The organism is Mesorhizobium sp. B4-1-3 (assembly GCF_006439355.1).
Classification (GTDB): Bacteria; Pseudomonadota; Alphaproteobacteria; order Rhizobiales; family Rhizobiaceae; genus Mesorhizobium.
On sequence record NZ_VFTG01000003.1, the window covers coordinates 120,698 to 134,794 of the forward strand.

Annotated in this window: 12 protein-coding genes and 1 tRNA gene; 6 read left to right on the forward strand and 7 right to left on the reverse strand. The window is 64.1% G+C overall.

Annotated elements, in window-relative coordinates; all coding sequences use genetic code 11:
* Window position 1: 1 nt before the first annotated feature.
* Together FJW06_RS05450 and FJW06_RS05455 are read left to right on the forward strand one after the other, a co-directional pair.
* The gene (locus FJW06_RS05450; protein WP_140749126.1) at window positions 2-3,145 is read left to right on the forward strand and encodes an efflux RND transporter permease subunit; all 3,144 of its coding nucleotides are present in this window, start codon (window positions 2-4) and stop codon (window positions 3,143-3,145) included.
* Between the two features lie 272 nt (window positions 3,146-3,417).
* Window positions 3,418-4,104 (forward strand): aspartyl/asparaginyl beta-hydroxylase domain-containing protein, encoded by a 687-nt coding sequence (locus FJW06_RS05455; RefSeq protein WP_140749129.1) that lies wholly within the window; start codon window positions 3,418-3,420, stop codon window positions 4,102-4,104.
* 16 nt (window positions 4,105-4,120) lie between these two features.
* Here the strand turns inward: FJW06_RS05455 and FJW06_RS05460 are convergent, their stop codons facing one another.
* The gene (locus FJW06_RS05460; protein ID WP_140749132.1) at window positions 4,121-4,426 is read right to left on the reverse strand and encodes a DUF982 domain-containing protein; all 306 of its coding nucleotides are present in this window, start codon (window positions 4,424-4,426) and stop codon (window positions 4,121-4,123) included.
* Between the two features lie 216 nt (window positions 4,427-4,642).
* Here FJW06_RS05460 and FJW06_RS05465 point away from each other — a divergent pair, with 216 nt between their 5' ends.
* Window positions 4,643-5,686: an ABC transporter ATP-binding protein gene (locus FJW06_RS05465; RefSeq protein WP_140749135.1), complete on the forward strand. Its 1,044-nt coding sequence runs from the start codon at window positions 4,643-4,645 to the stop codon at window positions 5,684-5,686.
* A 57-nt stretch (window positions 5,687-5,743) separates the two neighbouring features.
* Here the strand turns inward: FJW06_RS05465 and FJW06_RS05470 are convergent, their stop codons facing one another.
* From FJW06_RS05470 to FJW06_RS05485, 4 genes are all read right to left on the reverse strand, one after another.
* Window positions 5,744-7,345 (reverse strand): iron ABC transporter permease, encoded by a 1,602-nt coding sequence (locus tag FJW06_RS05470; RefSeq protein ID WP_246674551.1) that lies wholly within the window; start codon window positions 7,343-7,345, stop codon window positions 5,744-5,746.
* Between the two features lie 159 nt (window positions 7,346-7,504).
* Window positions 7,505-8,479 (reverse strand): ABC transporter substrate-binding protein, encoded by a 975-nt coding sequence (locus FJW06_RS05475; protein ID WP_140749141.1) that lies wholly within the window; start codon window positions 8,477-8,479, stop codon window positions 7,505-7,507.
* Between the two features lie 145 nt (window positions 8,480-8,624).
* Window positions 8,625-8,861 (reverse strand): hypothetical protein, encoded by a 237-nt coding sequence (locus FJW06_RS05480; protein ID WP_140749144.1) that lies wholly within the window; start codon window positions 8,859-8,861, stop codon window positions 8,625-8,627.
* A gap of 108 nt (window positions 8,862-8,969) precedes the next feature.
* Window positions 8,970-9,338 carry a hypothetical protein gene (locus FJW06_RS05485; RefSeq protein ID WP_140749147.1) on the reverse strand — a complete coding sequence of 123 codons (369 nt, stop codon included), beginning with the start codon at window positions 9,336-9,338 and terminating at the stop codon, window positions 8,970-8,972.
* Between the two features lie 198 nt (window positions 9,339-9,536).
* Between FJW06_RS05485 and map the strand changes: the two genes are divergently transcribed.
* Together map and radC are read left to right on the forward strand one after the other, a co-directional pair.
* Complete coding sequence (map, locus tag FJW06_RS05490; protein WP_140749150.1) at window positions 9,537-10,364, forward strand: type I methionyl aminopeptidase; 828 nt, start codon at window positions 9,537-9,539, stop codon at window positions 10,362-10,364.
* Between the two features lie 33 nt (window positions 10,365-10,397).
* Window positions 10,398-11,159 carry a DNA repair protein RadC gene (radC, locus tag FJW06_RS05495; protein ID WP_140749153.1) on the forward strand — a complete coding sequence of 254 codons (762 nt, stop codon included), beginning with the start codon at window positions 10,398-10,400 and terminating at the stop codon, window positions 11,157-11,159.
* A 189-nt stretch (window positions 11,160-11,348) separates the two neighbouring features.
* Here the strand turns inward: radC and FJW06_RS05500 are convergent, their stop codons facing one another.
* Together FJW06_RS05500 and tig are read right to left on the reverse strand one after the other, a co-directional pair.
* On the reverse strand, window positions 11,349-11,861 hold the full coding sequence (locus FJW06_RS05500; protein WP_140749156.1) for a hypothetical protein: 513 nt from the start codon (window positions 11,859-11,861) through the stop codon (window positions 11,349-11,351).
* Window positions 11,862-12,157: 296 nt separating this feature from the next.
* Window positions 12,158-13,654, reverse strand: coding sequence for a trigger factor (tig, locus tag FJW06_RS05505; RefSeq protein WP_140749159.1), 1,497 nt, complete (start codon window positions 13,652-13,654; stop codon window positions 12,158-12,160).
* A gap of 342 nt (window positions 13,655-13,996) precedes the next feature.
* Between tig and FJW06_RS05510 the strand changes: the two genes are divergently transcribed.
* Window positions 13,997-14,081, forward strand: a tRNA-Leu gene (locus FJW06_RS05510).
* Window positions 14,082-14,097 lie beyond the last annotated feature (16 nt).

Genomic DNA, 14,097 nt, shown 5'->3' on the forward strand with positions numbered 1-14,097 from the left:
GATGTCGGCCTTCTTCATCAATCGGCCGATCTTCGCCTGGGTGATCGCCATCGTAATCATGCTGGGCGGGCTGCTGGCGCTGCAAACGCTGCCGATCTCGCAATATCCGCAGATCGCCCCCACCACGGTCAACATCAACGCCACCTATCCCGGCGCCGATGCGCAGACCGTCGAGAACTCGGTCACCAAGGTTATCGAGCAGGGCATGACCGGCATCGACAATCTCGATTACATGACCGCGACCTCGACCTCGACCGGCCAAGCCTCGATCACGCTGACCTTCACCAGCGCCGCCAATCCCGACACCGCGCAGGTGCAGACGCAGAACAAGCTGCAATTGGTTCAGTCGCAGCTGCCGCAGGTAGTCCAGAGCAACGGCATCACCGTCTCCAAATCCTCGACAGGCTTCCTGATGGTCATCGGCTTCGTCTCCGCCGACGGCAAGATGAACTCGACCGATCTCGCCGACTATGTCGACGCAACCGTCAACGACACGCTGAAGCGCGTCGAAGGCGTGGGTTCCACGCAGCTTTTCGGCTCCGGCTATGCCATGCGCATCTGGCTCGACCCTGACAAATTAGCGCAATACGCGCTGATGCCGAGCGATGTCGCCGCCGCGATCCAGGCGCAGAATACGCAGGTTTCGGCCGGCCAGCTCGGCGGCCTGCCGGCGCGCAAGGGCCAGCAGCTCAACGCCACGGTGACGGCCAAGAGCCGGCTGCAGACCGCCGAGCAGTTCCGCAACATCATCCTCAAGAGCAACACCGACGGCTCGCTGGTGCGCCTCAACGATGTCGCTAAGGTCGAGATCGGCGCCGAAAGCTACACCACGCAAGCCCATTACAACGGCAAGCCGGCCGCCGGTGTCGCCGTCAACCTGGCGACCGGCGCCAACGCCATCAGCACCGCCGAGGCGGTGCGCGCGACCATCAACCGCTTGAGCTCGACCTTCCCGCAGGGCGTCGAGGTCGTCTATCCGTACGACACCTCACCCTTCGTGCGCCTGTCGATCGAGGAAGTGGTGAAGACGCTCGCCGAAGCGATTGTGCTGGTGTTTTTGGTGATGCTGCTTTTCCTGCAGAACCTGCGCGCCACCATCATCCCGACGATCGCCGTGCCGGTGGTGCTGCTCGGCACATTCGGGGTGCTCTCCTTCTTCGGCTATTCCATCAACACGCTCACCATGTTCGCCATGGTTCTGGCCATCGGCCTGCTCGTCGACGACGCTATCGTCGTGGTCGAGAATGTCGAGCGCGTCATGCATGAGGAGGGTCTGCCGCCGAAAGAAGCGACGCGCAAATCGATGAACGAGATCACCGGCGCGCTGATCGGCATCGCCACCGTGCTGTCGGCCGTGTTCGTGCCGATGGCCTTCTTCGGCGGCTCCACCGGCATCATCTACCGGCAATTCTCGGTCACCATCGTCTCGGCCATGGTGCTCTCGGTGCTGGTGGCACTTGTTCTGACGCCGGCGCTCTGCGCCACCATCCTGCGCGCCCCAAAGGACCATGCGACGCAAAGGGGCCCGTTCGGCTGGTTCAACCGCGTCTTCGACCGCGGCACGATTGCTTATCGCGACAGCTCGCACGGCATCATCAACCGGTCGTGGCGCTTCCTTGCCGTGTTCCTGGCGATCGTCATCGCCATGGGCTGGATGTTCGCCCGTTTGCCGAGCTCGTTTCTGCCCGACGAGGATCAGGGCATCCTGATCACCAGCGCCTCGCTGCCGGTCGGCGCGACGCAGGACCGCACCGAGCGCGTGCTCGCCAAGGTGACGGACCATTACCTCAACGAAGAGAAGGACGCGGTCGAAGGCGTGTTCACCGCTTCCGGCTTCGGCTTCGGCGGCGCCGGACAGAATGTCGGCATCGCCTTCGTGCGGCTGAAGGATTTCGACCAGCGCAAGACGCCGGCCCTGGCAGCACGAGCGGTGGCCGGCCGCGCCATGGGCGCCTTCTCCAGGATCAGGGACGCGCAGGTCTTCGCCCTTGCCCCGCCCGCCATCCAGGGTTTCGGCAACACCAACGGCTTCGATTTCTACCTGCAGGACGTCAATGGCGCCGGCCATGAGGCACTGATCCAGACGCGCAACCAACTGCTCGGCCTTGCCGCGAAGAGCCCGCTGCTCGCCAACACCCGCCCCAACGGTCAGGAGGACCAGCCGCAATTCTCGGTCGACATCGACCAGGAGAAGGCGAGCGCGCTGGGCATCAGCCTCGCCGACATCAACAACACGCTGTCGACCGCCTGGGGCAGCGACTATGTCAACGATTTCATCGATCGGGGACGGGTTAAGCCGGTCTATCTGCAATCGGATCCGGACTTCCGCATGCAGCCGGAAGATATCGACAAATGGCAGGTCCGCAACTCCGGCGGCGCCATGGTGCCGTTCTCGGCCTTCGCCTCCAGCCACTGGACCTACGGCTCGCCCCGCCTCGAACGCTACAACGGCTCGGCGGCGGTCGAGATCCAGGGTGCCGCGGCCGCGGGTCAAAGCTCCGGCGCGGCGATGGACGAGATCGACCGGCTGGTCGCGCAACTGCCCGCCGGATATTCGCATGAATGGACCGGGCTGTCGCACCAGGAACGGCTTTCCGGCAACCAAGCCATGTCGCTCTACGCGATTTCGGCGCTGGTCGTGTTCCTCTGCCTTGCGGCACTCTATGAGAGCTGGTCGATCCCGTTCGCCGTCATGCTGTCGGTCCCGATCGGCATCTTCGGCGCGCTGGCGGCGGCCACTCTCTTCGGCCAGACCAACGACGTCTATTTCAAGGTCGGACTGCTGACCACGATCGGTCTTGCTGCCAAGAACGCCATCCTTATCGTCGAGTTCGCCATCGAGCGGCAGTCGGCGGGAATGGGGCTGGTCGAAGCGACGCTGGAAGCGGCGCGGCAACGCCTGCGACCGATCTTGATGACGTCGCTTGCCTTCATCCTTGGCGTCACGCCGCTTGCGATTGCCAGCGGCGCGGGCTCCGGCGCGCAGAACTCGGTCGGCATCGGCGTGATGGGCGGCATGATCGCGGCGACGGTGATTGGCGTCTTCTTGGTGCCGCTGTTGTTCGTCACAGTGCGCCGCATCTTCAAAAGCAGGGCAGCCAGGCAGGATACGAGCGGGACACAAGCCGCAGCCACTCCGGAATAACGGTTTTTGACGCGGTCTCGCTACCGCGAAGGGGCTTTTTTGCCCGCGTTACCGCTGCTCTCGGGATGCGTCGTCGGTTCGGATTACCAGAAGCCCCCGAAATCACCGACGTCGGCACTGGGCCGCGCCCGGCGTCGAAGACCCTGTGCGACGAAGACCTGTCGGGACCGGGCCGCATGATGTCTATCCGCCTGCTGGCGCCCGTACAAATCTCCGTGAGCGATGGCCGCAAGCAATATCCCACTATATAACAGCGTCGCTGAGGTATTGAGATGTCAGGCGCCTACGATCTCGGAACCAACCTGGTCCGCCGTATCTATGAAAAGCGCATAGATACACCGGCCATTCTTGATGCCGGCACGCATTTTCCGAATGCCGCGAAGTTCACCGCCGCCTGGCAAGACATCCGCGACGAGGCCTTGGCGGCGAAGCTGAACAACGCGCCGCGCTTCCACGACATCATGCCGGAGCAGGCCGATATCTCGGCCAATGACGGTCTCGACTGGCGCATGTTGGTGCTCAAGGCCTACGACATGACGGTCCCGGAGAACCTGGCAAGGATGCCGGTGCTGACCCGGCTGCTTTCGGAGTGCCCGGAGGTCAAATCGGCGGCCGTCTCGTTCCTCGCCCCGCGCAAGCACATCCCGCCGCACCGGGGACCTTTTCGCGGCATCATGCGGTTCCATCTCGGCCTGGTCATCCCAAAACAGGCGGATGGCCGCCCGGCAACGATCATGATGATCAATCACGAGGAAAGGCGCATCGCCGACGGCGAGTGCATGCTCTGGGACGACACGTTCGAACATGAAGTCATGAACAACTCGGATCAGCCTCGCGTCGCTCTCCTGCTCGACGTATGGCGCCCGCAAATGCCGCTCGACATGGAAATCCTGTCGCGTGTGATCGTGCGCGGCGTGCAGGTGGGGATGCGCTATCGCGGCGTGTCGTTCGGTGGCTGAAAGCTGCGTTGTGGGCCTAAGCCCGCGCGTCGCGATATGCTCCTGCCCTGCTGCCAAGCTTGCCGGGGAACATCGCATCCTTCGCCAGCAATCCGCTGACACGACAGAAGGCCGCGAAGGCGCGGCAGGCTTCCTCGGCGCTGGCCACATCGACCGTCGCGCCGAAGCAGGCGTTGAACGCGGCTTCGTAGACCTTGCCCTGGCGGCGCTTCGGCCAGTCCTGCAGGAAATCGAGCGCCTGCTCGACGCTGTAGATTTCCTCGACCGGCAGGCCGGGCGCGGGCGTGATGCGCACCGGCACCTCGAATTGCAGTCTGTCCATTCCCTGTCTCCCGAACTGGCGTAGCTCCAGCAACGCCGCTCGTTTTGAAAAGTTGCTTTTGGCGGCCTTCTGACTCGCAAATGTGACCTCAGTGCGATGAAACAATGGGTTCGCGGGCGCGGCGGATCGGCGTCGGTCTGCATCGATGCCGGCCGCATTGCCAATGCCGGATTTCCACCGTATTGCCGGCCATCACAGCTGCCATGGACGAAAAATATGAGCGAGATCCGGGTCGAGTCCCTTGTCAAGCGCTATGGCGACACCACCGCACTGGACGGAGTTTCGCTGGCTTTTCCGGAGGGATCGTTCACGGCGCTGCTCGGCCCTTCCGGCTGCGGCAAGACGACGATGCTGCGGTTGATCGCGGGCTTCGAGGCGCCGAGCGAAGGCTTCGTGTTCCTCGGCGACGCGCTTATCGCCGACCCGAAGCGGCAGGTGCCGCCGGAGGCGCGCAATATCGGCGTCGTTTTCCAATCCTATGCGCTCTGGCCACATATGGATGTCGCGGAAAACGTCGCTTATCCGCTGAAAGCGAGGCACGTGCCTTCCGCCGGCATCCCCGCTCGCGTCGCGCAGGTGCTCGATATCGTCGGGCTCGGCGGCTACGCCAGGCGTCGCATCGACGAATTGTCGGGCGGCCAGAGGCAGCGCGTGGCGCTAGCCCGCTGTCTCGTTGCCGAAACCGGCATCATCCTGTTCGACGAGCCGCTCGCCAATCTCGACATGCATCTGCGCGCCTCGATGGTCGACGCCTTCCGCGATGTCCATCGCCGCACCGGCGCGACCATCGTCTATGTCACGCATGATCAGGCCGAGGCGCTGGCGCTGGCGGATCGCGTCGCCGTGATGAGCAAAGGCAGAGTGCTGCAGGCCGCACCCCCGCAAGAGATCTATCGTTCTCCCGCCGACGTCGCTGTTGCTGGTTTCGTCGGGCGCGGCAGCCTCATCTCGGGCAACGCCGTCGGCCATTCGGATCGGACCTCGATCATCGATGTCGCCGGCCACCGGCTTGCGGCGCGCAGCCACGACAAGCCGGCCGGTCCGGTCAAGATCCTGCTGCGGCCTGAAGCCCTGCGCATCGCGGCCGAGGGCCTGCCGGCCACTGTCCTGGACAGCGTCTATCGCGGCCCCGTGCACGAAGTGCGGCTGGCGCTCGCCGGGCCCGGACAACAACTGCTGGTCGACAGCACCGAGGCGCTGGCGGCGGGGCAGCACGTGCATGTCGCGGTGTCCGATGCCTGGGTGGTGCCGGGCGCCTAAGAGCATTCCAGCAAAAGTGCGTAGCGGTTTTCCGTCCGGAATTGCGGAAAACAAAGGTCATCGCCAGGGCAGCACCCCTGCCGGCAAGCGGCGCCCGAGCCGATCGAGTACCAGAAGCAGCAGGATCACGACGGCGATCGTCGATACCGCGATTGCCGCCGCCTGCGTGCCGAGCCCCGCCTCTTCCAGGCTGAACAGCACGACGCCGAGCGTCTCCTTGCCGCTCGACCACAGCAGCGCCGAGACGGTCAACTCGTTGAAGGCGCTCATGAACACCAGCAGCCCGCCCGCCACGGCGGCGGGGGCCGCAAGCGGCGCGGTGATCGTCACGAGCCGCCGGAACGGACCGGCGCCGGACACCGCCGCGGCCTCGTCCAGATCGCGTGGAATCTGCCCGACGGCCGTCGCCACCGGCTTCATCGCCAGCGTCAGGAAGCGCATCGCGTAGGCGATCAGGATGATCGAGGCTGTCGCATAGAGGCTGCCGATCAGCGGCAGCGGCCGCAGGAAAAGCAGAATGCAGGCGATGGCCAGCACCACGCCGGGGATCGTGTAAGGCAGGTCGACGATGCCGCCGAGCACGCGCCGCCAGCTTTTGTCGAAGCGCTCGAGCGTTGCTGCCATCGGGATGACGCCCAGGGCAAGCATCAGCGCCGCGCCCCCGGCAAAGAGCAGTGAATTGCGGAAGGCGCGCACGGTGGACGCTTGCCGGACCAGCACTTCCGCGTAATTGGCAATCGTAGCCGTGCGAGGACCGAGCGGCACACCGAAGGACGGCACCAGCGACGTCGCCAGCAGCGCGCAGGCCGGAAGGATCAGGATCAGGCCGACGACCAGCCAACCGGCGCAAGCGAGGGGCAGCCGGAAGCGCCCGAGTTCGAACCGTGCCGGCGTGCCGGCAACGATGCGATGCCCGGCGCCGCGCAACGCCAGCGATTGGAACACCATGCCGACCAGCGCCAGGGCGCCGACCAGCACCGACAGCGCCGCAATCTGCGGCAAGACGCTCGGCCCGAAGCTCGACAGGTCCTGGTAGATCAAGGTCGGCAGGGTGAGATAATTGACCGGCATGCCGAGCAGCGCGGGTATGCCGAAATTCCCGACCCCTGAGACGAAGGCAAGCGCGGTGGCAGCCACCACATAGGGCCGCACGACCGGCAACACGATGGTCCGCAGCACGCCGAGCGGCCGCGCGCCGCAGGATCGCGCCGCCTCGACCACATCGCGCGGCACGCGCGACAGCCCAGCCCGCATGGTGATGAAGACGATCGGCGCATGCTGGACGCCATAGAGAAGGATGATGCCGCCACGGCCAAGCATCGGATTGCCGCTGCCAGGCGCAGGCGCCAGCCCGAGCATGCCGAGCAGCGTGCTCGACGGGCCGAAGAGATGCAGCCAGGCGAGTGCCGTCACCTGGGGCGCGATCATCAACGGCAGAAGCAGGAGGAAACCGAGGATCTTTCGTCCCGGCAGATCGGTCATCGTCACCGCGACGGCGAACGGAATGCCGAGGCAAAGCGCCAGCAGCGCGCCGAAGAAAGCCGTGTCCAGCGTGTGCCACGTCGCTCTGAGCGCGGCAGGGCTGGCAAGCCGCCCGGCGAAGGCGGCGAAATCGACTTCTCCCCCTGGCGCGATCGCCGCCAGCACGAGGCGCGCCATTGGCAGCAGGCTGAGCACCGCGATGACCGAGAGCACGGCCAGCGCCGACAGACGCTGACCGGATATCGGGGTCGACGGGGCGAAGCCACCTGACGGTAACGCCGGGCTCGCCCCGTCGACGCGATGTTCCGCGGAGGCCAAACTTGCCTTCCGGGCCGCTTACTGGCTCATCACCGCGCTGAACTTTTCCTTGTTCTGCGCATCGTTGGCGAGCGCGGCCGCCGCATCATAGTCCAGCACCTTGATCGAGGCGCGGTCCGGATAACCGGCCGGCAGCGCGACATCGGCGCGCGCCGGGATGTAGCCCATCTTGGCCGCCACTTCCTGCCCATCCTTCGACAAGAGGAAATCGACGAAGGCCTTGGCGGCGTCCTTGTTCTTGGCGGTGGAGAGGATGGCGACCGGCTCGGTGACGGCTGACACGCCTTCCTTCGGGAACACGAACTCGACAGGCGCGCCCTTGGCCTTCTCGCGGATCGGCATGTAGTCGACGATCATGCCGAACAGCTTGTCGCCGCCGCTGACGGCCTTGAGCACGTCGCCGTTGCCGCCGCTGGCCTGGGCGCCGTTCTTGGCGAGCGCGCCGTAGTAGTCCCAGCCCTCCGGCAGGTTGCCGGTCAGCGTCACCGTATGGATCATCGCCGCGCCCGAGGTCAGCGGGCTCGGCATCGCGATCAGGCCCTTGGCCTCGGGTTTCTTCAGGTCTTCCCAACTCGTCGGCACGAAAGGTGCCTTGGTGTTGTAGACGATGCCTGTGGTGATCAGCTTGGTCGAGAAATAGGTCTTGTCCTTGTCGTAGAGCGCGGCGTCGAGGCCGTTGACCTTGGCTTCCGGATAGGCGAGCAGCCGGCCTTCCTTCTTCAGGCCTTCCATGGTCACGACATCGGCGATCAGAAGCACGTCGGCCTGCGGCTGGCCTGCCTCGATCTCGGCACGCAGCTTCGCCAGGATCTTCGGCGTGCCGTCGCGCACCCAGTCGACCTTGATGCCCGGGTTCTTGGCCATGAAGGCGTCGACCGTCTGCTGGGCGTCGGTGTTCGGCTGGCTGGTATAGAGCACCAGCGTGCCGTCGGCGGCGGTGGCACCGGCCACGGTGGATGCCAGCAAGAGGGCGGCGAGAACGATCTGGCGCATGAAAATACCTGTCTTGATCACAGCTGAGGAAACTCCGGCGAGCGCCGGGGCTGGAAATCTGAGTAAGGCCGCAGGATAACCATTATGTGACAGGGCGACGCAACCCACGCCGTCCTGCCCTTGCTCCTGTTCCATATCGCCGACGCTACTGGTTGGCCGGGTCAGTCTCGGCGTCATAGGCCGTGCGGATAACCACCATCAGCAGATAGGCGGACGGCAGCGCGAAGATGGCGGCGAGCACGATCGCCGCCATTCCCTCCATGCGAAGGGCGGCGGCAACGGCCCAGTAGACGGTGCCGATGCAGATTACCGCCTGTACCGCCAGGAAGGAGGCCGCGGCAGCCGCGCGGGTGAGTGTCTTGAACGTCTTGATGCGTTGCATTGAATGGAATCCGAATTGACGCACGCGACCGGCGGACGGCCAGCGGCCGTCGCCGGATCGCGACGCGAGGAAATGTCTTGATCTTAATGCCGCGTTGGCGGCCGAGCCTTATGCGGCGGGCGGCGCGCGGGGCTGGTTGGTGCGCGAAGGCGTCGCGGTTCCCGCCTCGGACGTAACGTCCATCTCGGCTGGCAACGCCTGTGCGATAACCAGAAGATCGCCGGCGGGCACAACCACGCCGGGAATGCCGCTGTGAAGCTTTATCGGCAACGGTCGCCCGACGCGGACTTCGACTGCCTGTGCCTTGCCGTTCGTCCTGAGCAGCGCGATCGTGTCGCCCTGGCGGGCGGCGCTGATGCTGGAACCGCCCTGGAGCATGGCCGCTGACGCTGAGAGTCCAGCTTGAGCAAAGCTCAGCAGCGCGAGCACCAGCAGCGCCATCAGGCCCGCGAAAGCGGTCCTGACCGGCAGCAGCATCGATCTTTCGCGTTCAGGCGCCGTCAAGGCTATCTCCGGATACCACAACCCGCCGTAACCCATGGACTGGCCGAAGGAAAGCCGCAATGGAGGCCGCAATCGCACTTCGTCCTTGAACCTTGCGGCTTCCGGTGCCAAATCTGGAGCAGATTTCTCGCATTCGGCTCCGTTGGAGCCCACGCCGGCAAACGGACAATAATGGTTACCTATCTCGACGCCTCCACCGCGCCCCTTCGAAACACCGGCCAGATCCGCCTGTACGGCGAGGAGGGCTTTGCCGGCATGCGCAAGGCCTGCGACCTCACCGCGCGCTGCCTCGACGAGCTCGTGCCGATGGTGAAACCCGGCGTGACGACGGAAGCGATCGACCGCTTCGTCTTCGAGTTCGGCATGGACCATGGCGCGCTGCCGGCGACGCTCAATTATCGCGGCTACACAAAGTCCTCCTGCACTTCGATCAACCACGTCGTCTGCCACGGTGTTCCCGACAACAAGCCGCTGAAGGAAGGCGACATCGTCAACATCGACGTCACCTATATCCTCGACGGCTGGCATGGTGATTCCTCCCGCATGTATCCGGTCGGCACGATCAAGCGCGCCGCCGAGCGACTGCTTGAGGTGACTTACGAGTGCCTGATGCGCGGCATCGCCGCGATCAAGCCCGGTGCCCGCACCGGTGCCATCGGCGCCGCGATCCAGACCTATGCCGAGGCCGAGCGCTGCTCGGTGGTGCGCGATTTTTGCGGCCACGGTGTCGGCCAGCTTTTTCACGACGCGCCGAACATCCTGCATTACGGCACCGTCAATGAAGGCGTCGAGATGCGGCCCGGCATGATCTTCACCGTCGAGCCGATGATCAATCTCGGCCGTCCGCATGTGAAGGTTCTGTCGGACGGCTGGACGGCGGTGACCCGCGACCGCTCGCTGTCGGCGCAGTACGAGCACACGATCGGCGTCACCGACAGCGGCTGCGAGATCTTCACGCTGTCGCCGAAAAAGCTCGACCGCCCTGGCCTGCCGTCCTAGAACTTCGACTAAGCCTGAGGGGAGCGGGCGAATATGGGCAAAGTCGAGGACGAGCGGGCGTTCTTTTCCGAAGGCTGGATCGAACCGCCCGAGACGGCGCTGAAAAAGGCCGCGGCAGCGGTAAAGCCCCACTATTACGGCCATCGCGACCGCCTGCGCGAACGTTTCGTCGCCGGCGGCCCGGACGCCCTGCCCGACTATGAGCTGCTCGAGCTGCTTCTGTTCCGGCTGATCCCGCGCGTCGACACCAAGCCGATCGCCAAGGCGCTGATAGCCCGGTTCGGCTCGCTGGCCGAGGTGCTCGGCGCGCCGGCATCCCTGCTCGAGGAAATCAAAGGCATCGGTCCGACGGTCGCGACCGATCTCAAGGTCATCGCTGCGACGGCCCAGCGGATGGCGCGCGGCGAGGTGCGCGGCCGCGAAGTCCTGTCCAACTGGACGCAACTGCTCGACTATTGCCGTTCGGCCATGGCTTTCGAGAACCGCGAGCAATTTCGCGTGTTGTTCCTCGACAAGAAAAACGGGCTGATCGCCGACGAGGTGCAGCAGACCGGCACGGTCGACCACACGCCGGTCTATCCGCGCGAGGTGGTGAAGCGCGCGCTCGAACTCTCCGCCAGCGCCGTCATCCTAGTGCACAACCACCCTTCGGGCGATCCGACGCCATCGCGTGCGGACATCGAGATGACCAAGCAGATCATCGATACGGCCAAGCCGCTCGGCATTGCCGTGCACGACCACATCATCATCGGCCGCAAGGGCAATGTCTCGATGAAGGGCCTGCTGCTGATCTGAAAATGGCAAGAACCGACATGCGACAACACGGCAAGGAACCGTAGCCATTCGACAGGGCGCGCGCCGCCCTGCTGGTCATCGACGTGCAAAGCGACTTCGTCGACTAAGGCGCGGTGATGGAAGTGGCGATGGCCCGGCATCGCATCCCGGCCATGCGGCAGGTGATCGACCTGTGCCGCGCAGATGGCGTCAGGGCGGATCGGTTTTGCAGCTCGCAGCGATCTGGCCGATCGCCTCGGAGAGACCGGCGAGCTCGAAATCGGCCTCGCCACGCCCAGAGAGCAGGCCAAAGCGCCACGACAGTGTCAGCCGGTTCGCCGAAGCCAGACGCCTGATGCCGTCGTCTCCTTCCCTGAACAGTCTTCTGCCGCGCGGGCCGACTGACCAGCTTTCATCGGTTTTGCCGCCGCCATCGACGATGATGGAGATGGTGATCTTGCGGCTGGCGGAGACGGCATCGTTGAGCTGAAGCCATTCGCTCCACCGCGGTTCGCCGTCGGGCCGGCAAGCCAAGGTGAGCACCGGGCTGTAGCCCAGCGCCCCGCCGCCGGTGATCAGCTTGTTGCTGGCATGCAGCGATGCCGTAATCTGGCCGTCGTCGCCGGCGCCGACGCTCCAATTGCCGAGGCCCGGCTCGGCCAGCGCGACGCCGGTAGCTGCGGCAAACAAGAGCGCCGCGGCGGCGACCACGTCTCTCATCATCAACCCCAGCCTCACCAATGTCTCCAAATACCCGCGAATGCGATGAGACGCAGATAATGTTCAACGGTTGGTATCGCCAGCGGCGGGCCATCAAGACAAGTTGCCTGTGTTGCCGGGCCGCCACAATGAAGCAACTCCTAATGCAATGTCGCCCCAAAGTGTGCAGCGGTTCTGGGACAACGACATGCATCAAAACAAAGACCTAAAGCGGTCGCCCGAATCCGGTTCAGTGTGACGCGCCTTAATGAAAAAGGCCGCCCGGGGCGGCCTTTTCTTAATCGCGGTATTGAAGCCTGTTACTCGGCTTCCTTGGCAGCCTTCTTCTTCGGCGCAGCCTTCTTCTTCGGCTCCTCGGTCTCGGCGGCGGCTTCGTCTGCCTCTGCCTTGGCTTCGGTCTTCTTGGAGGAAGCCTTCTTGGCCGGCTTCGCCTTGGTCTTGGTCGCGGTTTCGGCCTCTTCGTCGTCGGCCATCAGCTCGTCCTTGCTGACCTTGACGTCATTGACCGTAATCTGGCCGAGCAGATAGTCGACGACCTTCTCCTCGAACATCGGCGCCCGCAGCGCGTTGATGGCTTCCGGATTGCTGCGATAGAACTCGAAGGCTTCCTGCTGCTGATTGGCCGGGAAACGGCGCACCTGCTCGAACAGGCCGCGCTGCAGTTCCTCATCCGACACGGTGACGCCGGCCTTCTCGCCGATCTCGGCGAGCACCAGGCCAAGCCGCACACGGCGCTCGGCAAGGCGCATATATTCTGCACGCGCCTCTTCTTCCGTCGTCTCTTCGTCGGCGAAAGTGCGGCCGGCGGCTTCGAGATCGCGGTTGACCTGAGCCCAGATGTTGTTGAACTCGGCCTCGACGAGCTTCGACGGCGCCTCGAAGGAGTAGGATGCATCGAGCTGGTCAAGCAGTTGGCGCTTCACCTTCTGACGGGTCATCGAGCCGAACTGGTTCTCGAGCTGGCCGCGCACGATCTCGCGCAGCCGCTCGAGCGATTCCAGACCGAGATTCTTGGCCGTCTCGTCATTGACTTCGAGTGCGCCAGGCGCCGAAATCTCCTTGACGGTGACGTCGAACGTGGCTTCCTTGCCGGCCAGATGCGCCGCCTGGTAGTTTTCGGGGAAGGTGACGGTGATTTGCTTCTGGTCGCCGGCCTTCGTGCCGATCAGTTGGTCCTCGAAGCCGGGAATGAACTCCTTGGAGCCGAGCACCAGCGGCTGGTCGGTGCCGGCCCCGCCGGCGAAAGCCTCGCCGCCGATTTTCCCGACATAGTCGATGGTCACACGGTCGCCCTCGGCGGCCTTGCCGGTCTTCGGCTCGTAGCTGCGCGCCGATTCGGCAACGCGCTTGACCTGATCGTCGACTTCCTGCTCCGGCACGTCATAGACCTGACGCGTCACCTTGATGTCAGAGAAATCCTTGACCTCGATCGCCGGGATGACCTCGTAGTTGAGGCTGAATTCGAAGTCGGCGCCGCCGGCCAGGATCTTCTCGGCTTCCTTCTCGTCCTCGGTCATGATCACTTCAGGCTGCATGGCGGCCTTTTCGCCGCGCCCCGATATGATCGACCGGGTCGAGTCGTTGAGGATCTCGTTGACGACCTCGGCCATGAACGACTTGCCGTAAATCTTGCGCAGATGCTGCACCGGCACCTTGCCGGGGCGGAAGCCGTTGATGCGCACCTTGTCGCGGGCATCGTTCAGCCGCGCCATCAGCTTGGCTTCCATGTCACCGGCCGGCACGGTGATCTTGATCTCGCGCTTGAGACCGGAGTTGAGTGTTTCGGTGACCTGCATCCTAAAACCTTTGTCTTCACCAATGAGGCTGCCAAACGGTTTTAGCCGTTCACAGCCTGCCGGTATAATCTTGCCGGAAATGGCTTTCTGTACGGAACCCGGTGATTTGACCGCTCAGCGGCTCAAACTCTCCTGAACTGCACTTCCCAAAATGTGAAGAAGTCTTTGTTTTTCCTACTTCTTCTTACATTCTGCAGAAGCGGATAGTCGCGTCCCGTCACATTCGACACGCCTTTTGTCACAGGCTCGGCTAATTTTCAACCATCTTCGCGATCAGGCGAATAATGGCCATTTGAGCCCCGACATTGACAGAATGATGGCTACATGGGATTGCCGGGGAAAGCGGATGTGGCGGAATTGGTAGACGCCCTGGATTTAGGTTCCAGTGCCGAAAGGCGTGGGGGTTCGAGTCCCTTCATCCGCACCACCCTCCGAAGCCGTTG